The organism is Pleomorphomonas sp. JP5, from assembly GCF_023721815.1.
In the GTDB taxonomy this organism is placed as follows: Bacteria; Pseudomonadota; Alphaproteobacteria; order Rhizobiales; family Pleomorphomonadaceae; genus Pleomorphomonas.
In genome coordinates, this window is sequence record NZ_JAMDLI010000006.1 from 291,272 (window position 1) to 316,653 (window position 25,382).

The window sequence follows — 25,382 nt, forward strand, 5'->3', positions numbered from 1 at the left end:
CTTCATCGGCTTGACGTTGTCGAAGACGACGGCGTGGAAAAGCCGATCCTCACATCGTCGTAGAAGGCAGCGCAATCGGCGGTGCGGCGGTCGACGCCATCGGCGACGATCTGCCAGCGCCCCTGCACGGCGCGCCACTTCTCGCCCACCCTGGGCACAACGCGCGGCATATCCTCGCGGCAGCGGGCCGGCAGCGCCGGCAGGCTAACCCCGGCACTCTGCCGGCCGATCTCACTTGATGCCGCCGTGAGGCGCTGGTCGAGCGTTCCGCAGCCAGCCAAGATCATCGTCAGTGACGCGGCAGCCATCATCGCCGCCATCGGCGGCAACCGCCGCCTCGTACCGCTTCCACGCATCGTCCGCATCCCTGCTTGCCGCCTCGGCCCGCGCCCGATCGCCGGCCGCCGCCGTTTCCGCCAGCTTGAACTGGCGCCGCATTTCCTGGATCTGGCCTTCGAGCGCCAGTTTCTCCGACGCCGCCACGAAGCCCTCGCGCGCCGCCCGGGCGACGGCCGGGTCGTCGACCCACGTGTCATAGAGGCTGAGAACGGCGAAGGTGATGGCCGCGCCGACGACGAGGCCGGCGAAGGCAGCGACCGTGGCCCCGAGCTTGTCGAGAAGGCCGAACATCACAGCGCCCCCGAGACGCAGAGCTCGCCTTCGCCGACGCGCGAGGCGTCGCCCATGCCGCGCCGGTTGGCAAGGCCCACCACCATGCGCCCACCGGCCCGGTTGAAGGCCGTGGCGGCGGTGCAGCTCTCCAGCCAACGGCCGGCCCGCCCGAGCCGCGCCGCCGTAGACCGGCACGCCGCGCCGGCCCCGATGTTCCAGGCGAGCGAGTTCATCATCGCCCGCCATGACAGCGGGGCGCTCGACCAGTTGGGAACGCAGGCGACGAGCCTTGAGCGGTAGTCGCGCACCAGCTTGATCGACAACCGCCTGTCACAGCCGGCCGGCGTTTCGACCATGCCGCGTTTCACGTCGGTCGTATCGCCATCGCAGATGGTCCAAACAGGCGGCTTGGCGATGGTGTCGAGGTAGGCGGTGAGCGAGCGTCCCTCCCACGGTTTGACGAGCACGGTGACCGCCAACGCCACGTCGTCCGGCACCGGCACGGCGCCCGGCATCAGCGCCAGTGTACCGCCAGCCCCGGCCGACAGAAGCACGGCGGCGATGGCCGCGCGGGCACGCCTGGTCGGCGCGAGCTTAATCGTCGGCATCGTGCAAGGCCTCCTGAAGGACGTGGCGGGCGACGAAGGCGGCAAACACCACGCCGAAGGCCACGAAGGGAAAGACGGCCGGCGGAATCAGCTCGCCTCCGGACAGATAGGGCAGCACAGCTTCGGCGGCAGTGAGAAGGCCGCCGGCGATCAGAATGCGGGAAGTCCAGGATCGCCGGAACACCTTCCCGGCATTGGGCACGAGCCTCGGTCGCTTCATGGCGCAAACTCCAGCGAGAATGGCCAGAGATTAGGCGACAAGGGTTTGCGGGCTGGCGCTCAGCCGATCCTGAGCCAGTGGCGCAAGAGCGACACGGCCTGATCGGAGAACCAGGCCAGCGTAGCGCCGACACTGACGCCACCGATGGCCAGTACGCCGACAATGCGCAGGCCGGTGGTCTTCATGTCGCGCCATTCGCCGACGGCCGGCAGCACGGTGTCGCTTTGCGTCCGCGCCATGTCCTCGACCGCCCGCCGGCTCAGCGTCAGTTCGGCCTTCAGCTCCGACAGCTCGCGCGCCTGTTCGTCGAGACGGCGATGCATGGCGGCGCGATTGTCGCGAGCGGCGATCTTCTCGTCACCGAAGTCGCGCAACAGATGCTGGACGCTGGCGCTGACCTCGCCCAGGCGAACCAGCACCTCGTTGGCGGGATCGGCCTCGGAAAAGAGCGGCTTCACCCTGCCCCCCGCCTATGCCGCCGGCCAACCGGACGAAGGATCGATGGCATCGAGCGCGGCGGCATCCACGGCCGCCAGCGCCGCATCCTTCAGGTCGCGCCTGTGCTGGACGACGGCCGCATAGTATTCACCGACCGACGCGGCAAGCGTCAACCCGGCGGCCGGCGTGGCGAGCGGGATGCGGATGTTCTCGATGGTGATCCAGCCGCGTGAGTAGCTGTCCGGCCAGGAGACAGCGCCGGCCGAGGCGGCCGTCGCAGTCGCAGCCATGGCGGTAAGGTCGGACCGGCTCCCGTCGTCAAGGGCGATGTGCAGGCCGCCGGAGACTGGTGCGCCGGACGCGAGCAGAGCGTCAGCCGCCGAGGAGATCGCGGCGAGCTTGACGGCGCGAAGGTCTTCAAGGGACGCCGGCCGGTCGGTCCATGCAGTCCCGTCCCAAATCTTGTCGGCGCGCTCGGGCGGGATGGGGACCGCCGTGCAGCCACCGGGGGCGACATCATGTTGCCCGGCGTAAACTCCATCAGCGGTGGCGTAGAACTCCATCATGCGAAAGCCCTCAGAACGATACGCCAACTTGCAGGAGTTATTGACGACTTGGAGCCACCCGCCAGATTGAGCAGCGGAATAGAGGCCCCAATTACGCCAACGATAGTCGACGATCTCGCTGCAAGACCAAGGCCTTGATAACTTCCGTCGTAGAAGTATGACGGGTTGTACTGAACCATGTCGCCGACAGCGTAATTGAGCTCCGCTGTCTTGCAGCGCAGCCAGACCTGCACGAGCTTGGGGGCTACCCCCAACCCGTGCGCGACTGAAAATGCGCCTGCCGCGACAATGGAAATCTCCGGAAGCCAACCACTGTCCTTGGTAAACACTAGCCCGGTCAACTGATCACCCGGCACAGCAGGGAGCTTGCCTGCCTCATCGAGCGCAACAAGGTTGTCAGCGGAGAGCCCGACGACACGGCGGGCGAGCGCGGCGAGGTTGGCAGGGAGTGTCATTGCGCGATCTCCTCGGCGACTATCGTGCTACGAAATGGTCCGCCGGCCGATGTAGTACCAGCCGCATTGGCAAATCCTCCGGTCGCTTGCATCCCAGCTCGTACGATAAGTGTCTGTGCGCTTACTGACCCAGCAGGGAACTCGTATTCTCCAACGAGCATGCCGCCGAAGTTGCCGTCGATATAGATCGACGTCGCTACCACTGCGGATGCTGCACCATTGAGAAAGAGGGCGGCGCAATGGGCACTGGTTGAGGTATGGTTTGTTGGCACCGCGTATCTGACGCGGATATTGCTGGTAGCTCTCTTTGGTGTGATAGAGAGAGCTAGGATCTGCGTGCCCTCGTTAATTTGAGGCATCGATGCATCCGCAGGAATGACCGCCAAGGCTATTTTTTGAGTCGTGTTTACTGCCGACAGCGACTGGAGGATCGGCGTCACCAAAGCCACATCCGACGGCGTCATAAACGTAGTATCATCAATCCCTGCCACGGCTTGAGCTACAGTCGCTTTCGCCGCTGTAGCGCCTGCCGCAAGTCCTAGATTCGCCCGCGCAACAGCCTTGTCCCCTAGGTCGGCGAGGTTGGCGGCTGGAAGCATTGCGCTCGCCACCTCAAACGAGGAAATCGCCACGCCCGAGATGCGGTCGCCGGCTTCCGCCGCCGTCGCCAGCATCAGCGTCTCCCCGGCGATGACGTAGTCGACGCCGCCTGTCAGCCAGGCGCCGTTCTGCGACACGATGCAGGCGTTGGGCGTCGGCGACATGCCGAGGTCGAACGCGCTCTGTCCCTCGGCCGCCGTGAAGCCGAAGGGCGTCATTGCCTTGTCGAGCCCCAGGTTCTCCAGCGCCCGCGCCTTCTCGCCGTCGGTCAACTGCTGCTCGACGGCGTAGGACACGACGCCGTCCACCGAGGCAGCCGCCGTCTCCGCCCGGTTTGCCGCAGCCACCGCGGCTTCGGCCTTCTCGCCGGCCGTCGCGGCGGCCCGCACTGCTGTGCCCTCGGAGGCGACCGCCACATCCCGGGCGGCCTCTATGTCGGCGGCCGACGGCCCGCCGGTGGCGCCGCCGACACCGTCGGAGACAAACACCGCCCCGGCCGCCACCAGATCGGCGGAAGCGCGCAGTTTGAAGGCGCGCGCCACCTCCTCTGCCAGTTGCAGGTCGCGCTGTACGCCCTCGTCCAGCGCCCGCTCGATGGTCTCGGCGAAATAGGCGCCCTGGTTTTCGAGGTCGGTGCCTTGGGTGAACGGCACGTTGAGCACCAGCGTCACCTGGCGGCCGGCGGGATGGGCGAGCGCCGTTTCCACCGCCCCGCCGCCATCGTCGCCGACACCGGACACGACATAGTCGGTGCCAAGCGCCAGCGTGGCGTCCGCGCCGGTCTCGTCGGTCAGGATGACGCGGATATGCGCCTCGTCATAGATCTTGAAGGCATAGGGAAAGCGGGTGGTTGCGCCGTTGCAGGCATAGGGGCCCGAGCGGTTGGCTTCGCTCGCAATGGTCATGGGCGAACCTTCTGAGGAGCACCGACACGGCAACGGCTTGCGCCTTCGTCCGTGACGGTGCGACACGGGGAATCGACGTGTGAGACCCTAGAGCCGCCGGGTTTGTTTCATCGCGCGTTGGTTTGCCAACCAGCCGACATCCGTTCAATTCCTCTTGGATTGCCACCTCAGGCAGCACAAACTGCCGGCCACGACTCGCCAACCCACCGAAAGACGCGACAACGCCTCGGGAGCTTCAGAAGATGACCTTGTTTTTCATGATGCTTGTGATGAAGCTCCTTGACGTCGCGGCGATCGCATCGCTGATCGTCGGCCTGTTCAAGGTCCGGAACGCCGTCGGCTACCCCGTGGCGATCGGCCTCGCCATCCTCGCGCATGTCGTCATGCGCAGCATGCAGATCCTCGGCTTCAGGTGGGACGCGATGGAGTTCATCAGCATCGCCGCCGGCGTGATCGCCGCATGCCTCGCCTTCTTCATCGGCAAGGCTATCCGCAGGGATATAAAGAACTAGCCTTCGCCGATCAGGTTGAATCGACCCGATCGACGGCCCCAGATGTCACGCCATAGGCCTGCGCGCTGTCACTTGCCTAGCGCCTTCTCCTTGGCGATAGCCAGAATGTCCTCGGCGATGGGCCGGGCATGCGCGTCGATCCAGTCCTGCGTCAGGCTCGAATGCGTCTTGTTTGCGTTCCGAGCGATCACCTCGTCGAAATACTGCTGCTTTTTCTCCTCGGTCTTTTGATCATAGTGCTGCGTCTTCTTGAGGTCGGTCTCCCCACGGATATACTCCGTCAGGATCTGCGCCTTGAACATATTCGCCTGGGCAAGCGGCGCAAGACCTGCGCGGTGGGCCTCGGCACCGAGCAGCACATAGGAAAATGCAAACAACTTCTTGTATTTGAGCGAGCCATCTTTTCCCGCGAGAACCTCATCGCGAAGACCTTCTATGCTTTCGACGACCATGTTTTCGGCGGTCTTGACGATAACGGCCTTTTCCAACTCGTCGAACTTGCTCAGATCGACCAACCCATCCGCTGTCATGGCAACGCTGCCGGCCTCGGCCTGAAAACCGCCAAGCAACACGGCGAGCGCCATCAGCACCCCCTGAACGAACTTACGCACCGCAAACTCCTCCCTCGTCCATTCCGGCAGAACCCCTCGATGGTCCCGGCCATATATCGCGTAAAACCAAACCAGAGCATTCTCGAGCGAAGTGGATACCGGTTCGCGCGAAGAAAATGCCTCAACTCAAAAAGATCGTGCCCGAGCGCCGCATCCGGGCACGGCTTCTACCCGGCGGACTCGAGCGCCCGCCGATCCGCCACTTCCATGTCGACCTGCGCCTTCCAGGCAAGAAGCTGCTTGCGGTTGAAGACGTTCGTCACGCTATCGGCATAGGCCCAGTAGTCGGTTCCCCAGATATCCCCAACCGGATCGAGGTCAGGGTCGACCGTTCCGTCGTCGGCACCGAACATCTGGTTGGACGAAAGCGCCCCCAGCACCGTTTCGTGCCGCCATGCCGCCTGCCAGAGCCCCGAAGAGGCTCCAAGCTCCGCCGATTGCGCCGATGCGGCCGATGGCAAGACACAGGCGGCGACAGCCACCCACCAAACACGCGGGAAGAGATTCACAAACATGGCACAACCATAGCGACCGCCACACGGTTCGTCACCGCGTGTTTATGCGGTCGGGGCGTTTTCCCTATGGGTAGTGCGTGGGGGCTGCCGGCACCTTCTCATCCGTCGGAACCGAGCGTCCGCCGGTCACGCAACTCCCTGTCGAGCTGGGATGTCCAGGCATCATAGGCCGGCCTGTTCCGCAGGCGCCCGAGCTCCGCCGGATAATCCCGATAGTCGGTGCCCTCCGACGCCCGCCAGGCATCGAAGGCCGGATCGAGCGTATCGAGATCGGCATGCCGCATCCCGTTGGCTTGCCACGACCCGACAACCGTCTCCAACCGCCACGCCGCCTGCCAGATCTCGGAAAGGCCCAGCCGCCCGTCTGGTTGAGCCATGGCCGATGACGGCAGAAGAAGGGAGAGGAAGACGATCAGAGCAGACAAACACGCATCGGGCTGCTCCATTGGTGTGAGCAACCATAGAGCAGCCCGCTCAAACGGTCATCAGGTTTGCAGGCCACGCTCACCCAGTGAGATAACACATCTCGGCAGTTTTCCTATTTGACGGCTTCCTTTGCAGCGGGAACGACATGCCTGTCGATTATCCAGCGAATCCAAGGCAATGAGGCATATGGAGCGAGCCGCCGCATTGCATCAATGTCTCCGGGGGTGAGATCACTCCGAGCAGCGGCGCCGGCCAGTTCGGCAAGGTCAACCACCAGCCCACCCGACGGACCAAAGAGACCATCTGCCACAGATCGAACTGTTCCCGCAGGTGCCGACCGACCCTGTCTTCCATTGGAAGACAGCGCCTGCAGTCCGGCATAGATTCCAGGCACTCCAACCTTTTCGGCAACAGCATTAACTTGGAACAACAGCGGTATCAGATTGCCGCGCTCAACACCTTGGACGAGCAAACGCTCCGGATGGGCAAAGAACTCTTCCTCCTGTCCACTTTCCAACGCCTCAAGGTAAGAGCTGAGCGCCCCTATGGCCGTCGTACAAATCATTCCGGATACGACCGCCGCCTGATCCTCTTGCATAGCCCGAAGAAAAACACGCTGATGCGCCGAGAGGGCACCGGCTCGAAACTGCAAAAGGGCCTTGCCAAGCGGCGTTCGAGCAAACAGCGGCAAATCACCGACTCCTTCGGTGGAAAAGAGACTGTCCACATCCTTTGCAATGGCAGCATGATAGGCTTCACGAGCAAGATCGTCGCCCCAATCCTCCGTGTTTGCCGCTCGAATCTCACGGATTAGTTCGCCATGTGCCTTGAACTGACCATCAATGCGTTGTGCAGTGGACTGGTCAATGCCGAGATAATGCATGTAGGCACGCTCCCTCTTGGAAAGCCCGGCCCAATCAGCTGCGTTCTCTAGAATGCGGTTCTGCGTGATAACGCTGGCAAACGACTTCTCAAAGTCGCTCCAAATTGGCATCAGGGTCGCTCGGGAGAAAGCCCGCGCCGAGTTTTCCACGAACAGCCGAAGCGGTGAGTAGCTGGCATTGGGGTTGGTCAGCTCTGCATAAGCGGCGAGTGTGGAGTGCTTGACGCGACTTACGGCAACGCCGGCCAGCCGAGCCTCACGAGCCGCCAGGCGGAATCCTTTGAGGTTGGTCATGAGGGGAAGAACGCCGTCCCCCATCCAGCGCGCGATCCCATGCATCATGACCGGCAGAACCACGCCCTTCAGGCTCGTCAGCATTGCGCCGCCCATGGTTCGCATGTAATTGAAAAGCATAGCGGCTTTTACTACCTTGGCCCAACCAGAAACGTTTTGGCCAGGAAGATACTTGCCACGCAACATATCTCGCACGGCTTCCAGGTCGCGGATATCCGAACGCTCGCGGGCATTTAGCGCGGCCAGTTTGGCTTCATCCGCAACACCTTTCCGCAGTTTCTCATAATCGGCTCGAATGAGGCCGGTCAGCGAACCGAGATTCGGATTTCCATCCCCGCCCAGACGGAGAGAGACGTTCGACAGTTCGATGTTAGCGCCCAGAACATTGGTATAGCGTCGGCCAATCTGCTCTATGTCGTCCACCAGGAAGGGTGCGGCCTTTGCGTCGTCAAGAACGAAGGTGCGCCCCTTCAGCGGCCCCTGCGAGCTGGCGACGATCCGAAACGGCCCTTCGCCTTGAGTGTCAATCGTGCGTCCCGTGATCTTGTTGTAGATGTTGTCGACTACCCCCTCGATGTAGGCGTTGAGTTCGTGTGTGGAGAGCGCTGAGAGAGCATTGGGCTGGCGCTGAAGCTCGCCGACGGCCCATTCTCTCACAACCTGCTTGAACTCGCCCGACCTCGCTTCTATCTCGGGAGCATTGTAAGCGTGGCTAAAGAAGCTGCCGGCCTTGTCCAGCTCCACATCCTCGGCCAGCAAATGGGCATCAATCGCCTTCTGGATTGGTGGTTCGATCACCTTGCTTCGCCAAGTTTGGGCGGTTTTTGCAACGGATGCACTGCCACCAGCATCCTGATAGCCATTGTAAATGGCTCGCCCGACGCGGATCCGGTACTCGTCCCATGTCAGCTTCTCTCCGGCCTTCCTTGCAGCAATCCAGTCGACACGGGTTGCCTCCATCGCGTCAGCGTAGGTGCCCTTATGGCCCTTGAGAACCGTTTCCACCGCGCGAGCCGAAGCGTGCCCTTCATAGTAACCCTTGAGATAGACCGGGTTCTCAACAAGATTGAACAAAATGTTTCGCGCTGCCACCGACGGCGATGTAAGGCCCCGGAGGGTCGGAGAGAGTTGGGCCGTCGAATTTGCCGCTGCCTCAGGCACGCGGCCATAGATAGTCAGGTCGTCAAGTGAAAGCGCATTTGTGTCCACCTTTGCCGCACCATCAGCCAAGTAAGGCGAGGGGGATGCTGCTCCGGCTCTTTTGGATTCGTCGACTAAACCTTTCATCTCTGCTTCCGCCGCATCGGACAGAACTGGCCCTGGTGCGTAAACGTCTCTCTCCAATCCTTGCGCTGCGCGAGTCCATTCGGCATTACTAAGAAACTTGGCCCCGCCCGCGCCAAGCATGGCACCAAGGATCAAGCCACCACCAACAGCGATAGCGCTCTGCGGGACCGAACGCGTCTCCTGTGTAGAGTGCAGCCCGATTTCCTGGACAAGAGCGGCCCCAGCGCCCGCCCCCCCCATGGACAGCGCCGACGCCCCGACCCTGTAGCCGAAACGACCAACCTGCATCAGTCGTCCAGCGGGAATGATGCTTGGAAGATCAACCGCTCCTACAGCGATCTCTGCGAAAGTCCCCATGAGTCCGGCATCTCTTAGAGTCCTGACATCTCTCTGCTCCATGTCGATCTGAGCTTCCAGTGCTTTCAGGCTTGCCCGATTCTGAACGTGAAGTGCGCGATCCGTAAATGGCTCATACCAAGTGCCCTGCCACTCGGTCACAGGATTGAGATCAGGATCAATCGAACCGTCATTAACACCTCGCAGTTGGTTCGACATATAGGAACCGACCATGTTCCCTTGCCGAACAGCCGCACCCATTGTGTTCAAAACGCCTGGAAATGGGGCCGCGAGGTCAGCCGGCGGCTCCAAGATGGGAACCACTGTTCCGATCCCTTCGGACTGTTCGTCGAGCTTGACCCAAGGCATCAGCGCTGTCCCTCCGGCTTATGTCGAGACTGCATAAATGTCTGTTCTTTTGGAGGGGCTAGCTTCGCAGGAGGGGGCGCGGGCAGCTTGGACAGCTTCTCCTTGGCGCCTTCGATCCTCTTGTCGACATTTTCGATGGCACCCCGCCAACCATGATGCTTCTCATACTCAGCATTCAATCCTTCCGCGATTTTGCTCCGCTCCTCCGGGCTACGGACAATCCGTTTGAACCTTGGTGAGCCAAGACCAGGGCCAGGGCCACCTGTGACATAGGCTTCCGGGACATCCTCTTCGGAGTAGTGCCTTGGATAACCTTCCGAAGGCACTCCAACTGAGAGAAGATAAGCCCCACTCTCCTGGGCACGAATTTCGAGTATCTTTTTTTGCTGCTGCGCCTTTGCAAGTTCTTCTTCCGTGTTCTTCCTATATTCTTCAGTCCTCTTCGTTTCCATTTCTTTTCTCGCCCGTTCCGAATCGAAGAAATACCCAAACGAGAAGATCGCGCCGTCTGGATATTTATATCCGTTGGCGTCTCTTCTAAATATTAGAACATTATAGATCGGAGGCTTCCCTTCATGAACAAGGCGAGCAGTCTCAGCTGTAGGCATAAGCACGACATCATCGGGATCTATATTTTTATCACCCGTATTTTTTGCAATGTCTTCAAATAGATATTTTGACAATAAATCGATCGACTCAGCCGAACCGCCAGCAAACATTTCTGGAGGATAAGGCATAATCGTCTTACTGCCAGTCACATTGGTCACTCCATAGACCCTCTTGAACTTTATTTTTGCACGATTACTTGCCATTTCCGGGTCACCAGTATCCCTGAGCTCCCTCTCAAACAAATCTCTGTAGTCACTCAACATTTGGTTCTGGAGTCCAATAGTGAAACCAGCCGACTGATCCCACAGAGAAAAGTCGAAATCAAAAATATCGACGACTGTTTCGATATCGACCGCATCTAGAGCCTCTTTGACTTCCTTATCATCTATAAAAACACGCCTTTCGGGGTCTGTCGTACGGAGATAGTAACTCGTCGCCTCTTCGGGCAGATACCCCAAGTCATTGACCATGTGCCTGAAATCAATCGCAGCGTTTTCTATTGTCTTGCCCTCTCCATACCTAAACGCTGACTTCGACGCTGCTATGAGCGCTTGGGAGAGTTGAAGCGCGTCCTGAACCATTTTGGGTTCACGAGAATCGAGCCCACGCTGAATGTCTCTAAGAACCGGAGAGGGCACCATACCGGTCTTGCTAACCAGATTTTTCAGCAATAACGTTAGTTCTTCCGCTTTTTTTCCAATTGATATTCCGGCCCACAACGCATCGTTCTCGATTCTATCTTCATCATTGGCGGGATTTAGTTTCAGATCTCCAGCATAAAACTTCTCTATATTCTTATCAATATTTAGAAGTTCTGGCATCTTAGCCTCGAAAACAGCACCCAGTTCGGCCTTCTGGTCAGACTTCAGCAGCACGTCTTCATTGATCTCGCGCAGCGTCAGGGTCTTGTCGCCACTGTCGATCCGCTGTCGATAGGCCTCCGCTCTGTTCAGCCCCAGCACGGCGTCGCCCCTGACCCTCTCCCGTGCGTCTTCCAGCACGCCGGCCAATCCCGCGTCCCGCAACTCTTCGGCCCGCGCGGGCGACAGTTTGGCGAGGAGCGCCTCCGTCTCCGGCGAGAGTCTCGCGGTCGGAGCCTTTGGAGAAGGCGCCAAGGGAGGAAGTGGAGTGGCATGGGCAGAGGCCGCCGAATCGGAACCGATGCCGCTCGCCGAGGCGCCTTGCGAGACGTCAGCCGCCGGCCAGCCGGCCAGCTTCATGAAATCCTCATCGGTGAGCTTGGCCAGCCCCGGCCACGTCGGCGCAAGAGTTTCGCGAATGGCGGCCCAACGACCAGCCTTGATGTCTTCCTCAAGGCCGCGGCCGGTCTCAGTGCGGTAGTTCGTCTGGGCCAGCGCCCAGGCGCCCCGGTCTTGCGAGGCCGGGCTGAAATCGCCAAGTCCTGTTAGGCCGACGATCCGTTCCCATGTCGAGCCATCCAGTCCGTATCGCCCGGCCTTCGTCGATGTGCCGCCAAAGCCGACCATGCCCGGATGCTTTGAGAAGTCGCCGAAACGCCCCCCACCGTTCTGGGCGTCATATGCGGGTGCCCCCGCTCCTCCGATGGCGGCGAGGATAACATAGGCTGCCGGTGAAAGATTCGATGCCGCGAACTGGTCCGGGGCCGGATTCGCCTGGCTGTAGTGAGCGCTCTCGCGCTTCATCGCCGCCTTCAGGCCCGGCTCCATGGCGTCGTGAAGCGCCATCTTGTCGGCATCCGTCAGTTCGGCGGCATAGTCGAGGCTGTATTTCAGCGCCTCGAGCGGGTCGGCCTCGGCGATCTTCAGTGTCTTGCGCTTGCGAGTGTCGGAGATGTAGCCCTTCTTCGCCTTCTCGAAATCGTCCGAACTCCAGCCCTGAAGACTGCCGAACTGCTTGAGCTGCTCGACCCCCAATGCGAGGTAGCCCTCGTACACGGCCTCGTCGGTCGACACATCAACTGCAAGCCCCTTGTAGCTATCGATCCCCGCCATGTATCCGCCAAGAATGGCGTCTTTGACCGCTTTGGCTTGGACCTCCACCCCTTGCTTCTTCAGATCCAAGACGATCGGGGCGATCTTTCCGTCGAACAGCTCATGCGAAGGCGAAGAAAGGCCATGGCGCGTCGCTTTCACCACCCCGTCGATGTCCGCTTGGTACTTCAGGAATGTGTCGACCGGCCCCGTCGGCGCACCATTGTCGCCCAGCGTCTCGCTGTTCCCATTTCCTCGTTGACCGAGCTCGGCCACAACGCGCTGCAAACCCATGTTCGCCGCCGCTTCGTTTTCCACGCTGGCAAGATCGGACGGCGCCTTGGCACCATTGGCCGCTTCCGCCCTGGCCTTTTCCCTGGCGATGGCAGCCTCCGACACCGCCTGCCCGATGTCGGTCAGCCCCTTGCCGACGCTGCCGAGCGCCGTGCCGATGCCGGAGCCGAACATCTCCGGCGTCGCTTTGGTGTTGTCGCGGAAGTTGAGGCCGGGGTCGAGGCGGATGCCCCGGTCTTCGTAGGTCGGAACAACGGGCATCTGGTCCTCGCATCGCTCGCGCGTCTTTCCGACGCTGTCGGTGCGACGCTACGGATGTGAGGTTTCCGTGGTGGAGCCGGGGTTCTCAGGAGGTGCTGTCGGAAGCGAGCCCCGGCCCGGCCAGCTCCGTGGCGTAAAGACGCGCCGTCTCGGCTGCCCGCCCACCGGCGAACAGCGCCGCGCCCAGCACCGCGAGATCGACGCCGAGGTCTGAAAGACGCCGGAAATGGCTGGCCTCGATGCGGCCGTCGACCGTCGTCGGCAGATGCCGGGGGCGGCCGGCAAGACGGAGAAACGCGTTGTCGTCAAACGCCCCGCCGCCGAGCGGCGCCGTCATGAACATGATGCCGTCGACGATCTCCGCCACGTCCTGAAGGCGGGCGACGGGCGTCGTGTGCCGAATGGCGGCCAGAAGCTGAACGCCGTTCGCCCGCACGATGGCCGCCGCCTCGGAAAAGTCGGTCTCGCCTTCGACATGAACGGCGATCGACCGGACGCCCGCCTCGGCATAGCGCAAGATGGCGCCGCGCGGCTCGCCCACCATCAGGTGCACGTCGAGCGGCCTGTCCGTCACCCGCCGGACGTCGCCGACCAGCCGGCCGCTAAGGCCGTATTCCGGCGCGAACACGCCATCCATGATGTCGAGATGGAAGGACTCGACGTAAGGCGCCACCGCCCCGATCTCCTCTTCGAGGCGCAAGGGATCGGCGGCGTAAAGGGAAGCGGAAAGGCCGGTCATGCAGGCGCCCAGGCCGCTTCGCGCAGCTTGCCGAGCGACCACTCGCCGATCGGCCGGGTCGTTCCGTCGCACCGGCCGTGACGGAAGATGGCGACGCGGTCGCACACCTCCATCAGCTCTTCCTCCTCGCTGGAGACCACGATGATGCAGCGCCCCTCGTCGGCGAGCCGGCGAATGATGTCGTAGATGTCGCCCTTGGCGCCGATGTCGACGCCCTTGGTCGGCTCATCGAGCAGCACCACGTCGGCGTTCTGCTCGATGATGCGGCCGAGCAGCACCTTCTGCTGGTTGCCGCCCGACAGCGACCGCGCCGGCGCGTCGAACCGGCCGAGCGTGCCGATCCTGTCCAGCGTCGCCACGGCCGAGGCGCGCGAGCCCGCGACGTTGACGAGGCCGCCCGAGCGGTAGCGATCGAGCGTCGACAGCACGACGTTCTTCCAGGCCGACATCATCGGCACGAAACCGTCGATCTTGCGTTCCTCGGTCAGGAAGGCGATGCCGCGCGCGATGGCGCCTGCGGGATTGGTCGGCTTGTAGGGCTTGCCGCCCAGCTCGATGCTGCCGGCGAGAACCGGCTCCATGCCGTAGAGCGTGCGTAGGAAGCGGGTGCGGCCGGCGCCGACGAGACCGTAGAGGCCGAGCACCTCGCCCCGACGCGCTTCGAGGTCGGCCCCCTTCAGCCGCTTGCCGGCGAGGCCGCGCACGGACACCATCACCTCGCCCTCACCCTCGGCAGCGCGGCGTTCCACCTTGGGGCCGGAGCGGACGTGGGCGTCGCCGACGATGGCGTCGACGATCGCCTGCTTGTTGGCCGCTCCCCCCTCATCGCGATAGACCACCTTACCGCCGGAGAGCACGGTGACCTCGTCGGAAACCGGCAGCACCTCGTCGAGCTTGTGCGAGACAAGGACGATGCCGATGTGGCGCTCGACCGCGATGCGGCGGACGCTGTCGAGCAGCTCCTTCGACTGGCGGCCGTCGAGCGCCGTGGTCGGCTCGTCGAGGAACAGGAAGCGCGCCTTGCCGTCGAGGTTGGCGATCACCTCGATCAGCTGCTTCTCGGGGTGGGAGAGTTCCTTGACCGGCCGGGCCACGTCGATCTTCAACCCGTAGGATGCGAGGAGATCGCGCGTGTAGTCGTTCATGGCGGGGGTGTCCCGAAGCCCGCGCCGCATCATCTCGCGGCCGAGAAACAGGTTTTCCGCCACCGTCAGGTTGGGGATGAGGCGAAGCTCCTGGTAGACGCAGCCGATCCCCTTGGCGAGCGCCTCGCGGGGAGAGCCGAAGGACAATGCCTCGCCACCGAGCGACAGCGTGCCGCGATCATGCGGCTGGGCGCCGGCCAGGATCTTCAACAGCGTCGACTTGCCGGCGCCGTTGTGGCCGAGAAGACCGTGGATCGTGCCGGGCCGAACCTCGAAATCGACGCCGTGCAACACCACGACACCGGCGAAGGCCTTCACGATGCCCTTCGCCTGGTAGCTGATCGCTGTGGTCATCCCCGCCCTCCTCTATCGCGATGATGGGCGCGCGGGCCCTCGGGTCCGCGCGACGCTGTTGCTGGCTCAGTTGGTCGTTTGTTGTCGCTACAAGTCTGGCCTGAAATCCGCTGGGGTGCGCCATCCCTGGGCATCCGCTTGGCCCGAAAAGTCTGCAACTTTTCGGGCGGATGCCCGCCCCAGCAGGATTTCTGGACAGGCGGCTCAGTAGGCCTTGTCGACAGTTTCGGCCGCATTGTCCTTGTTGACGAGCAGCGGCGGGCTGTCGATCACCGGCGCCAGGGTCTCGCCGTCGAGATACTTCTTGATGTTCTCGACCTGGATCTGGGCGAGCTTGGCGGGCTCCTGGATGGCGCCGGCCTTGAGGATCGAGTTGTCCTCGATGTGCTTGACGCCCAGCTTGTCGACGAAGGCGTAGAGCTTCACGTCCTCGCGGCCGATCTGCTGGATGGCGGCGATGGCGCCGAGGGCGGCCGGCTCGGTGTCCGAATAGACCACGGTGATGTCGGGGTTGCCCTGCAGCATCTCGGTGGTCACCTTGAGCGAGGTGGTCTCCTCGACCTTGCCGTTGACCAGCGCCACGAACTTGACGTTCGGGTTGGACGCCAGCGCCTCCTTGAAGCCGTCGTCGCGGGTGTTGGCCGACACCGAGGTCGGCTCGCCGACGATGCCGATGACGGCCGAGCCGGTCGGCCCGATGTCCTTGAGAAGCTGCTGGCCGATGTAGACGCCGCCGGCCTTCTGGTCGGTCTGCACGGCCTGGACGACGGTGAGATTCTCCGCCTTGAGGCCTTCGGGGTCGGGCAGCAGGTTGATGGTGAACACAGGGATCTTGGCCTGGTTCAGCTCGGCCACCGAGGCGACGCACGGCCCCGACGAGACGCAGTTGAGGGCCACGGCGCTGACGCCCTGCTGGGCGAAGGTCTGCACCTGCGACAGCTGCTTGGCTTCGTCGTTGTCGGCGATGAGCACGCGCACCTCGAAGCCCTGGTCGGCGCCGTTCTGCTCGAAGCTCTTCTTCATCGCGACATAGTAGGGGTTGGTCAGGTTGGGCAGGGCGACGCCCAGCACCGGCTTGTCGGCCGCATGGGCAGAGGCTGCGAACAGCAGCGATGCGCCGATGGCGGTCAGGGCGGTATTCCTCCAGAGGTCCTTCATCTTACTCCTCCAAGCTTGATGCTTTGGTTGTCCGGCCCGCATGGACGATGCCGCGGCGCCGCTTTCGGGCGGAATTCACTTCCCGCCGGAAATCTTCTCCTTGAGCAGCCTCACCCACGGGAGGGACAGGCGGCTCGAAGTCCGCATGGTGTCGAAGGTCACGCCCACCAGGATGATCACGCCGATCACCAGGGGCTGCCAGTAGGCGTTGACGTTCAGCACGTTCATGAGGTTGGAAATGGTGGCGATCAGCGTCGCGCCGATCATGGCGCCATAGATGGTGCCGATGCCGCCGAACAGGCTGACGCCGCCGACCACCGCGCCGGCGATCGAGAAGAACAGCTCGTCACCGCGCCCGGCCGTCGGGTAGCCGGTCATCAGGCGCGACCCGTAGATCAGGCCGCCGCAAGCGCCGCAGAAGCCGGCAATGGCGTAGACGAGAATGGTAATGCGCGAGGTGTTGACGCCGGCGAGCCGCGCCGCCTCGGCATTGCCGCCAACGGCCAGGATATGGGTGCCCGTCACGCTCCGCTTGATGAACACGGCGGCGACCGCGATGGCGATGGCGAGCGCGATCACCGGGAAGGGTATGCCGAAGAACCGCGCCTGACCGATCATGCGATAGCCGAACTGCATCACGCGGATCGACTCGGCGCCGGTGATGATCTGCGGGATCGAGGCTGCGACGCCCATCATGGCGAAGGTGACAATGAACGGCGGCACGCCGGTCTTGTCGATGATCAGGCCGTTGACCGCGCCGGCCATCGCCCCCACCGCCAGCACCAGGAGCGAGGCCACCGGCCAGGGCAGCCCCAGCGTTTCCATGAACACGGCGGCCAACACGCAGGTCATCGCCACCACCGAACCGCAGGACAGGTCGATGCCGCCGGTGAACAGCACGAAGCTCTGCCCCAGGCAGAGGAAGCCGATCACCGCGCCGTTGAGCAGCAGCACGAAGATGTTGGACAGCGTCAGGAAATTCGGCGACGCGAGAGCTCCGCCGGCCAGCACGACCAGCAGCACGAAGGCGATGCCGGCCTCGGCGGGAATCCGGATGGTGTTTGCCGCCTTGGCTGGCAGCTGAGTGGCGTTGGTCATGATTCCTCCCTAAAGGCTCAAGCCGTCTCGGCTAACCGCCGTGCCCGGCGATAGGCCTCCCTCACGCCGTCCGCCTCCGCGGCGACGTCGGCCCTCGGCTCGGCGACGATCTGGTAATGCGGCATCCACGCCTCGGCGACGTCCGAGGCCGTGCGACCGGTCACCGCCGCCGCGGCCTGCACGGCAGCGCCGGCCGCCGCCGCCTCGGGCAGGTCGCACGTCCAGACCGGCCGTCCGGTCAGGTCGGCGAGGATCTGCCGGTAGGCCCGCGATCGCGAGGCGCCGCCGGTGACGATCAGGCGGCCGTCGGTCCTGAGGCCGTGCGACACCAGCAGGTCCCCTCCTTCCAGTAGACCTGAGATGACGCCCTCGACCGCCGCGCGGGCCATCTGCCCGGGGGTGACGTCGCTGCGCAATCCGCTCAGGAAACCGGTGGCGTTGGGCAGGTCCGGTGTCCGCTCGCCGTCGAGATAGGGCACCAGCACCAGCCCGCGCGCGCCGGGCGGCGTTTCCAGCGCCATGTCGTCGAAGGCTTCGACGCCGACGCCGAGAATGCGGCGGAAGGCATCGGTCACCTTGGCCGAGTTGAGCGTCGTCACCATCGGCAGGAACGCCTCGGTGGCGTCGGCATAGCCGTTGATGGCGCCGCTCTCGTCCTTGATGGCCACCGGCGTGCGGCCGTAGATGGTGCCGCTGGTGCCAAAGGAGATGACGAGGTCGCCCTCCTTTATGCCCATGCCCAGGGCGGCGGTCTGGTTGTCGCCCGATCCGGCGGCGACGGCGGCGCCGAGCAGGCCGTCGATGCCCGAAGCGGCCCGCACCTCGCCGGAGATCTCGCTGGAGCCGACGATGTCGGGCAGCACGCGCTCCCAGTCGATGCCCGGCACGGCCTGTTCGGCCAATTCAAAGTCCCAGGCGTTGCGGAAGGGATCGAAATAGCCGGTGCCCGAGGAAACGCCCCGCTCGGTGGCGGCACGGCCGGAAAGGCGGAACAGAATATAGTCGGACGGCAGCATGATGTGCCGCGCCCGGGCAACGAGGCCGGGGTGGACGCGCTCGGTCCAGGCCAGCTTGCTGACGGTCAGCGCCGGCGCCGGGATCGAGCCGGTGCGCTCGGCCCAGGCCTTCGGCGGCAGCCTGTCGCGCAGCCGGGCGGCGTCGGGCGCCGCCTCGGTGTCGTTCCAGAGCTTGGCGTCGCGCAGGGCGACGCCGTTCTCGTCCAGCATGACGAGGCCATGCCCCTGCCCGCCCACCGACACGGCCGCGATGCGCGGCACGAGGTCGGCGAGATCGGCGAAGGCGGCGCAAAGCGCCTGCCACCAGGCTTCCGGCGGCTGCTCGCTCACCGGCGGCGTCGTCGGCGGGTGCGGCTTGCGGGCCTCGCCAACCACGGCGCCGTCCTCGATCCGCCTCAGAACGACGGTGCTGGACTGGGTGGAAGAGTCGATACCGGCCACGAGATCGCGGGGCATGGCGTCACCCTCAGTTGCTGCCGAGACGCTTCAGGCTCTTCTCCGCATCGCGTCCGACGGCGCCGGAGGGATGGGTGAACAGCAGGCTCTCCCAGGAATAGTCCCGGGCGATGCGCAGCATCTCGGCCAACACGTCGGTCACCGCCGCGGCGGCCAGCGAACTGCCGGTGGCGACGACGCCGCCGAGGTCGCCGTCGGCCGGCAGCTTCAGCGTGATGACATGGTCCGACAGCGCCGCCAGTTTCGACGCCGGATCGGCGGTGATGGCGATGACGCCGGAGCACAGCGTCTTGGCGCGGGCGCAGAAATCGTTGAGTTCGGCCGAGCTGCCGCCCTTGGAGAGGGCCAGCACCACGTCGTCGGCCTGCAGCACGCCGAGGCCACCATGCAGGCCGTCGCCGGGCGACAGGTAGAAGGCGGCGGCGCCGCAGACCGACAGGATGTGGGCGCCACGCGCCGCCACGTTGCCGGACGTGCCGCTGCCGGTCACCAGGATCTTGCCGCGGCAGGCGGCGAGATACCGGGCGACGGCGAGAAAATTGTCGTCGACGCTGTCGAGGATGGCTTCGATGGAAGCGGCGTCCGCGCGCACGACGGTCTTGGCCCGTTCGAGCCAATCTTGATCTGACTGCATGTATGCCTCCCTTGGCGAAAGGAGTCATACGACAGCCCAATCAGCATCGTCAAGTGAGTATGTGCATGCTCATTTGAGCGGTTAGTAGCGGACAACCTCCCCCACCAGCCGGCGCGCGACGCTGGCATCGGTGATCAGCGTGGTGACCCAGCCGCCCTTCAGCACCGCCCGGATGGCATCGACCTTTTCGAGGCCGCCGCCGGCCACGATCCGCTCGGGAATGCGGCGAAGCTGCTCGGTGCTGAGGCAGAGGCCGACGCTGTCGAGCGGGCTGCCCACCGCCTGCCCGTCGGGGTCGATCAGCGTGGCGCAGATGTCGGCCTGCACGTTGTGCTTCAGCGCCTCGCGCCGCCAATCCTCCGGAAAGCCCGAGCAAAGACAGGATTCCTGCGGCCGCCACGAGCCGACGCCCACCACCAGCGCGTCGATCTTGTCGTAGCGCGACATGGCGTCGGCGATCGACGGTTCGGCCCTCAGCTTGCCCACCAGCTCGGGGTCTTCCACCCACATCGGCCCGAACAGCGGATAGGCGAGGCCGCCGGCGGCGCGGGCGAAGCGATGCACCAGTTCGGTGGGATTCTGCGACAAATCGAGCCGCGCCGGACTGCCGGCCGCCTGGACGACATCCACCTTGGCCAGCTTGGAGATGGCCTTGGCGGCCGCCGCCAGCGTCCGCCCCCAGGAGAGGCCCAGAAGCTGCCCGTCGGTCAGCGTTTCCTCGAGGAAATCGGCGACCAGCAGCCCGAGCGGCTCGATCAGCGCGTTCGACGGCAGATCGGGGCCGTCCAGCACCAGCGCGACATTGAGGCCATAGGCCTCGCGCAGCCGCTCGGCCAGTTCGGTGTTGAGATCGCTCTGGTCGCGAATCTCGATGTGAACGATGCCCTCCTTGAGCGCCGTCTCGATCAGTCGCGCCACCTTGAACCGGGAAATGCCCAGCTTGTCGGCGATTTCCGACTTGGTCTGGTTCTCGAGGTAGTAGCGGCGCGCCACAAGGGAGGCCTGGAGTTTCTGGAGAGGGCGTTTTGGCATGTGGAAGTGTCTCCGCTCATTTGATCGGAACTGCTATCACATTTGCAGAGCCGCGTGAGCCCGTATGACGAAAGAAAATGGTCGGATGCAACCGACAAGTGCTTGGCGCGTCCGGGCCTTGAGGGGCGGCCGATCCCCACCGTCCCGAGGTCTTGCGCCTGCACAGAGAGGACAGCTCGATGGTGAGGGAGCGTCATCTCGCAGCAGGCGCAATGGGCATCACGGGAGAGCCGAGAACAGGCTAAGCACCTGTTTCATATCAATTAACTGTCATCCTGCGCTTCATGCGCAGGACCTCAGGACGAGATCGCTCCTCGGCCCCTATCACGCTCCATGACGCAAGGGCGCCCGATATGCCTCCCTTGCCCCTTTCTGCTCGAGGTCCTGCGCCTCACGCGCAGGATGACAGCATGATACGTGCGGGAGCCTCTCTTGCTCACCGAAAGCGCAGCGGGAACACCACACATCTCCTTGTTTCATGTCCCTCTCCTGTCATCCTGCGCTTCATGCGCAGGACCTCAGGACGAGTGGGGCTCCGAGGGCCCTATCACGCTCCCCCGAAGCCCAACCCATCAACCAGCCGGCAACGTCACACCCCGCCGGCCACCTTCTCCCTCACCAATCTCCCCAGCCCCGCGAAATCCGTCTTGCCGGAGCCGAGCAGCGGCAACGCCGGCACCACCAGCACCTCGCTCGGCATCATCAGCTCCGTCGCCCCGCGCTCGCGGGCAAATGCCATGAAACCGTCCCGCGTGGCGTCCTTCCGGTCGGTCACGAGAACAATCCGCTCGCCCTTCTTGGCATCCGGCACACTGGCGGCGGCCGACATCGCGTCCGGCCAGCACTGGGTGGCGAGCGCGTCGATGGCCGCCAGCGACACCATCTCTCCGCCGATCTTGGCGAAGCGCTTGGCGCGGCCCTTGATGGCGACGAAGCCGTCGTCGTCGAGCGCCACGATGTCGCCGGTGTCGTGCCAGCCGTCCTCGGGCGCTTCCAGCACGCCGGGGTTTTCCGCACGGAGGTAGCCGAGCATGACGTTCGGCCCGCGCACGTGCATGCGCCCGCCCGCCTCGACGCCCTCCACCGGCTCAAGCCGATGCTCGACGCCCGGCAGCAGCCGCCCGACCGTGCCCGCCCGGTTGTGCATCGGCGTGTTGAGCGCCAGCACCGGCGCCGTCTCGGTCACGCCATAGCCCTCGAAGATGCGCAGGCCGAACTTCTCGGCGTAGAGCTTGCGCGTCGTCTCCTTCACCGCCTCGGCGCCGGCCACCAAAAGCCGCAGCGAGCGGAAGTCGTAGGGGTGGGCCATGCGGCCATAGCCGGAGAGAAACGTGTCGGTGCCGAACAGCACGGTGGCGTTGGTCTGGTAGACCAGCTCCGGGATGATCCGGTAGTGCAGCGGCGTCGGGTAGAGGAACACCGGCACGCCCGAGACCAGCGGCAGGATCAGCCCGGCCGAAAGCCCGAAGGAATGGAAGATCGGCAGCGCGTTGAAGGCCGTGTCGGTGCGCGAGAAATCGATGCGCGCCGCCACCTGCGCCACGTTGGCGAGAATGTTGCGGTGGCTGAGCACCACGCCCTTCGGCGTTCCTTCCGACCCCGAGGTGAACAGGATGGCCGCCGCATCGTCCGGCCCGGCCTTCCTCAGCCGCTTTCCCCAGTTGACCATGGCGTCCAGCTTGTCGGCCGTCGTCACCGTGGCGCGGATATCCTCCAGCCAGACGACCTTGACCGTGCCCTCGATGGCGGCGATCAGCGGCTCCAGCCGGCCCTTTTCCACGAACAGCCGCGAGGTCACGAACACCTTGGCCTTCGACGCCGCACAGGCCGAGAGAATGTTCGCCGCGCCGGCCGTGAAGTTGATCATCGCCGGCACGCGACCCGCCGATTGCAGGCCGAGGAAGGCGGCGACGACGCCGACGGCGTTGGGCACCATCAGCGCCACCGTCTCGCCGGGCGCCGCCAGCGGCATGAGCTTGCGGCCGAGAATGCGCGCGCCCATCAGCATGCGCCGATAGCTGAGCTTGCCGCCCACCGGGTCGCGCAGCGCCATGCGCCCGGCGCCGTGCTGGCGCGCCGCCGCCACCATCGCCTCGAAGATGGTGAGGTCGGTGTCGGTGGTGCGGAACATCATGTCCGACATGATGCCATAGAGCGCGTTGCCCGCCGCCTGCCGGCGCGCCTTGCCCTTCAAGTGCTCCGGCAAGGAAAGCCGCACCGGCTCGGTGATGGTCACCGTCACCTTGGGGAACCAGCGGCGCTTCACCTGCAGCGAGTTGAGGCGGCTGAACACGGTCGATTCCAGCCCGGAAAGCCGCACCGGCACGATGGGCGCCTCGGCCTTGTCGGCGATCAGGCCGACGCCGTCATAGACCTTCATCAAGGTGCCGGTGACGGTGATCCGCCCCTCCGGGAAGATCACCAGCGTCTCGCCCGCCTTGACGGCGGCGATCAGCGACCGCGTCGCCAGCGGCTTCGTCGGGTCCAGCGGCATGGCGCGGGTAAAGCGCAGGAAGGGCTTCACCCACCACGCCTCGGCGATGGTGTGGTCGATGGCGAACACCGGGTCGCGGTCGAGCAGGGACACAGCCACCACCGCGTCGAGGAAGCTCGTATGGTTGAGCGCCACGATCGCCCCCTCGCCGGCCGGCGGCAGGTTGGCGGTGCCGGTCACCTCCATGCGGAACACGGCGCGCAGCAGGATGGAGACGAAGTCGCTGAGCGGGTTGGTCGGCAGCACCTTGAAGATCCACACCGCCGCGCCGAAGGCGAAAAGGCCCAGCGCCACCAGCACCATGGGCACGCTGGCGCCGAGCGCCTGCCCCAGGGCCACGGTGCCGGCGCCGGCCACCATGAACAGCGCCGTCAACGCATTGATGGCGCCGACAACGCGGGCGCGGCGCGTGACCGGCGCCCAGTGCTGGGCGGCGGCGAAGGACGGCACGATGAACACGCCGCCGGCAATGGCCAGCGCCGAGAGATCGATGGCGGCATGGATGGCGCCGGGCCGGCCGAAGAACTCGGCGAGGCTGTCGGTAGCCGGGGCCGGCGTCAGGCCGGACAGCGTGAAGGCGAGATCCAGCGCCGCAAGGCCGATGGCGACGGAGGCCACCGGCACCGGCAACAGCACGATGCGGCCGGCCGACAGCCATGCGCCGAGCGCCGAACCGACAGCGATCGACACCGCGAACACCGTGAGGTAGGCCGACACCGCCACCTCGCGTCCGCCGAGAATGTCCTTCACGAAGGTCGGCATCAGCGCCATCGCCACCACGCCGAACATCCAGAACAGGCTGACCATCACGCCGGTGCGCCACAGCCGCGCGTCGCCCCAGAGTTCGCCGATCAGACGCACGGTGGACCGGGCAACGTTGGCATCGATCACCGTCTCCGGCGCCGCCGCCCCCACCTTGGGCACGTAGAGCGCGGCGATCCAGCTGCCGACGGCCAGCACCATCATGGCGACGCCGAACACCCATGGACCACCATAGGCGCCGGTGACGAAGCCGCCGGCATAGGTGCCGGTGAGGATGGCGATGAAGGTCGCCCCTTCGACAAGCGCGTTGCCGCGCGGCAGCTCGGAGGGGGCGAGAAGGTCCGGCAGGATGCCGTATTTGATCGGCCCGAACAGGGCGGAGATGACGCCGAACAGCACCAGCGCCACCATCAGCACCGCGATCGACTGGATGGCGAAACCGGTCACCGCCAGGCCGGCGATGGCGATCTCCGTCAGCTTCAGCCAGCCGGCGACGCGCGCCTTGTCGTAGCGGTCGGCCAGCTGACCGCCCAGGCCCGACAGGAAGATGAACGGCAGCATCAATATGCCGGTGGCGATCGTCACCAGCGAAGCGCCACCGTCGACGCCCATCTGGAACAGGATCATGAACACCAGGGCGTTCTTCAGGAAATTGTCGTTGAAGGCCGAAAAGAACTGCACCACGAACAGCGGCCCGAAACGGCGCTGGATGAGGAGCGGCTTGGTCATGAAACCTCCCGAGAGGGTCTTGGGGGCGAAACGGCCATGGGAGCAAGGAAGCGGATCGGCAGGTGAAACGCAAATGGCGATGAAAAAGCTCCACCGCCAAACCCTTCACCCCGCCCCGCCTCCGTGCTATGAACAACGTTCATGAGATGTATATAGCCAAGATTTGAACGCCGTTCAAGACATGAATGAACAACGTTCAAGCTAAGCAACTCCAGCAAGAGTGGGAACCGGTTTTGCGTCCGGAGTTGCGTCAAGCAAAGGAGGTGGATAGGTCCGCGAGCCTCGGCTCGAGGATGGGATCCACCCGATGAAGGTGAAGGTCGATGAACGCCCCTCTTTCCGAACGCCGGCAGGCCCAACTCGCCGCGCTGATCGACGCCGCCGAGCGCCGCATTGCCGAGGGTGGCATGGCCAGCCTCAAGGCTCGCGACCTAGCCGCCGACATCGGCATAGCCTTGGGCGGCCTCTACAACATCGTCGCCGACCTCGACGAGTTGGCGCTGCGCGTCTCCTCGCGCACCCTCGGCCGCCTCGGCGAAGCGCTGACCGCCGCCTCCGACGCGCTGCCGCTTGAGAGCCGCGACGACGCCGTCAACCGCCTCGTCGCCATCGCCCACGCCTACCTGCATTTCGCGCGCGACAACCTGAAGCTCTGGCGCACCCTGTTCGAACTCCACCTCGCCGAGGGCACCGCCCTCCCTACCTGGGCCGCCGACGACCAGCTCCGCCTGTTCCGCCACGTCGCCGAACCCCTCGCCCTCCTCGTCCCCACCATGGACGAAGCCCAGCAAGCCCTAGCCGCCCGCACCCTCTTCGCCGCCGTCCACGGCATCGTCACGCTGGGGTTGGAAGAGCGTCTGGTGGCCGTGCCGCTGACGGCGCTGGAGGCGCAGATCGAATGGATGGTACGGGCGACGTGCCGGGGGCTGGGGGAATAGAGGAGCCTGATATCGGCGGCCCGCCTCTTTCGGGCCGAGGTCCTCGCCTGCGCAAGGATGACAGAACTATATAT

General features: G+C 64.4%; 23 protein-coding genes. 2 read left to right on the forward strand and 21 right to left on the reverse strand.

Annotated elements, in window-relative coordinates; genetic code table 11:
- Positions 1–2: 2 nt before the first annotated feature.
- From M4J40_RS06690 to M4J40_RS06725, 8 genes are read right to left on the reverse strand one after another with little or no spacing between them, the layout of a single operon-like run.
- Positions 3–281: a hypothetical protein gene (locus M4J40_RS06690; protein WP_405030720.1), complete on the reverse strand. Its 279-nt coding sequence runs from the start codon at positions 279–281 to the stop codon at positions 3–5.
- Entirely contained in the window at positions 232–630 is a 399-nt protein-coding gene (locus M4J40_RS06695) for a hypothetical protein (RefSeq protein WP_251753084.1), read from the reverse strand. The genes M4J40_RS06690 and M4J40_RS06695 overlap by 50 nt, the downstream gene beginning before the upstream one ends.
- Positions 630–1,220, reverse strand: a complete 591-nt coding sequence (locus M4J40_RS06700) for a lysozyme (protein ID WP_251753085.1) — start codon at positions 1,218–1,220, stop codon at positions 630–632. The genes M4J40_RS06695 and M4J40_RS06700 overlap by 1 nt, the downstream gene beginning before the upstream one ends.
- The gene (locus tag M4J40_RS06705; RefSeq protein WP_251753086.1) at positions 1,207–1,440 is read right to left on the reverse strand and encodes a hypothetical protein; all 234 of its coding nucleotides are present in this window, start codon (positions 1,438–1,440) and stop codon (positions 1,207–1,209) included. The genes M4J40_RS06700 and M4J40_RS06705 overlap by 14 nt, the downstream gene beginning before the upstream one ends.
- 59 nt (positions 1,441–1,499) lie before the next feature.
- Positions 1,500–1,898, reverse strand: a complete 399-nt coding sequence (locus tag M4J40_RS06710) for a DUF1515 family protein (RefSeq protein ID WP_251753087.1) — start codon at positions 1,896–1,898, stop codon at positions 1,500–1,502.
- A gap of 12 nt (positions 1,899–1,910) precedes the next feature.
- Positions 1,911–2,444: a hypothetical protein gene (locus M4J40_RS06715; RefSeq protein WP_251753088.1), complete on the reverse strand. Its 534-nt coding sequence runs from the start codon at positions 2,442–2,444 to the stop codon at positions 1,911–1,913.
- Complete coding sequence (locus M4J40_RS06720) at positions 2,441–2,899, reverse strand: hypothetical protein (RefSeq protein WP_251753089.1); 459 nt, start codon at positions 2,897–2,899, stop codon at positions 2,441–2,443. Before M4J40_RS06720 ends, M4J40_RS06715 begins: the two co-directional genes overlap by 4 nt.
- On the reverse strand, positions 2,896–4,404 hold the full coding sequence (locus M4J40_RS06725; RefSeq protein ID WP_251753090.1) for a hypothetical protein: 1,509 nt from the start codon (positions 4,402–4,404) through the stop codon (positions 2,896–2,898). The genes M4J40_RS06720 and M4J40_RS06725 overlap by 4 nt, the downstream gene beginning before the upstream one ends.
- Before the next feature lie 242 nt (positions 4,405–4,646).
- Between M4J40_RS06725 and M4J40_RS06730 the strand changes: the two genes are divergently transcribed.
- Positions 4,647–4,916, forward strand: coding sequence for a hypothetical protein (locus M4J40_RS06730; RefSeq protein ID WP_251753093.1), 270 nt, complete (start codon positions 4,647–4,649; stop codon positions 4,914–4,916).
- Between the two features lie 68 nt (positions 4,917–4,984).
- Here the strand turns inward: M4J40_RS06730 and M4J40_RS06735 are convergent, their stop codons facing one another.
- The 13 genes from M4J40_RS06735 to M4J40_RS06795 form a co-directional block, all read right to left on the reverse strand.
- Positions 4,985–5,500: a hypothetical protein gene (locus M4J40_RS06735; protein ID WP_251753095.1), complete on the reverse strand. Its 516-nt coding sequence runs from the start codon at positions 5,498–5,500 to the stop codon at positions 4,985–4,987.
- 194 nt (positions 5,501–5,694) lie between these two features.
- Entirely contained in the window at positions 5,695–6,042 is a 348-nt protein-coding gene (locus M4J40_RS06740) for a hypothetical protein (protein WP_251753096.1), read from the reverse strand.
- A 98-nt stretch (positions 6,043–6,140) separates the two neighbouring features.
- Positions 6,141–6,467 carry a hypothetical protein gene (locus M4J40_RS06745; protein WP_251753098.1) on the reverse strand — a complete coding sequence of 109 codons (327 nt, stop codon included), beginning with the start codon at positions 6,465–6,467 and terminating at the stop codon, positions 6,141–6,143.
- A 113-nt stretch (positions 6,468–6,580) separates the two neighbouring features.
- Positions 6,581–9,502 carry a hypothetical protein gene (locus M4J40_RS06750; protein WP_251753099.1) on the reverse strand — a complete coding sequence of 974 codons (2,922 nt, stop codon included), beginning with the start codon at positions 9,500–9,502 and terminating at the stop codon, positions 6,581–6,583.
- Between the two features lie 134 nt (positions 9,503–9,636).
- Complete coding sequence (locus M4J40_RS06755) at positions 9,637–12,753, reverse strand: hypothetical protein (protein WP_251753101.1); 3,117 nt, start codon at positions 12,751–12,753, stop codon at positions 9,637–9,639.
- 85 nt (positions 12,754–12,838) lie between these two features.
- Entirely contained in the window at positions 12,839–13,492 is a 654-nt protein-coding gene (locus M4J40_RS06760; RefSeq protein WP_251753103.1) for a hypothetical protein, read from the reverse strand.
- Positions 13,489–14,991 carry a sugar ABC transporter ATP-binding protein gene (locus M4J40_RS06765; RefSeq protein WP_251753105.1) on the reverse strand — a complete coding sequence of 501 codons (1,503 nt, stop codon included), beginning with the start codon at positions 14,989–14,991 and terminating at the stop codon, positions 13,489–13,491. Before M4J40_RS06765 ends, M4J40_RS06760 begins: the two co-directional genes overlap by 4 nt.
- A gap of 204 nt (positions 14,992–15,195) precedes the next feature.
- Positions 15,196–16,149, reverse strand: a complete 954-nt coding sequence (locus M4J40_RS06770; RefSeq protein WP_251753106.1) for a substrate-binding domain-containing protein — start codon at positions 16,147–16,149, stop codon at positions 15,196–15,198.
- A gap of 75 nt (positions 16,150–16,224) precedes the next feature.
- Positions 16,225–17,247: an ABC transporter permease gene (locus tag M4J40_RS06775; RefSeq protein ID WP_251753108.1), complete on the reverse strand. Its 1,023-nt coding sequence runs from the start codon at positions 17,245–17,247 to the stop codon at positions 16,225–16,227.
- 17 nt (positions 17,248–17,264) lie between these two features.
- The gene (gene xylB, locus M4J40_RS06780; protein WP_251753109.1) at positions 17,265–18,719 is read right to left on the reverse strand and encodes a xylulokinase; all 1,455 of its coding nucleotides are present in this window, start codon (positions 18,717–18,719) and stop codon (positions 17,265–17,267) included.
- Between the two features lie 10 nt (positions 18,720–18,729).
- The gene (locus M4J40_RS06785) at positions 18,730–19,353 is read right to left on the reverse strand and encodes an SIS domain-containing protein (RefSeq protein WP_251753110.1); all 624 of its coding nucleotides are present in this window, start codon (positions 19,351–19,353) and stop codon (positions 18,730–18,732) included.
- A gap of 81 nt (positions 19,354–19,434) precedes the next feature.
- Positions 19,435–20,385 carry a sugar-binding transcriptional regulator gene (locus tag M4J40_RS06790; RefSeq protein ID WP_251753111.1) on the reverse strand — a complete coding sequence of 317 codons (951 nt, stop codon included), beginning with the start codon at positions 20,383–20,385 and terminating at the stop codon, positions 19,435–19,437.
- 589 nt (positions 20,386–20,974) lie between these two features.
- Positions 20,975–24,370 carry an acyl-[ACP]--phospholipid O-acyltransferase gene (locus tag M4J40_RS06795; RefSeq protein WP_251753112.1) on the reverse strand — a complete coding sequence of 1,132 codons (3,396 nt, stop codon included), beginning with the start codon at positions 24,368–24,370 and terminating at the stop codon, positions 20,975–20,977.
- Between the two features lie 323 nt (positions 24,371–24,693).
- On the opposite strand from M4J40_RS06795, the gene M4J40_RS06800 reads away from it, so the two are divergent.
- Positions 24,694–25,308: a TetR/AcrR family transcriptional regulator gene (locus M4J40_RS06800; protein WP_251753113.1), complete on the forward strand. Its 615-nt coding sequence runs from the start codon at positions 24,694–24,696 to the stop codon at positions 25,306–25,308.
- Positions 25,309–25,382: the final 74 nt, after the last annotated feature.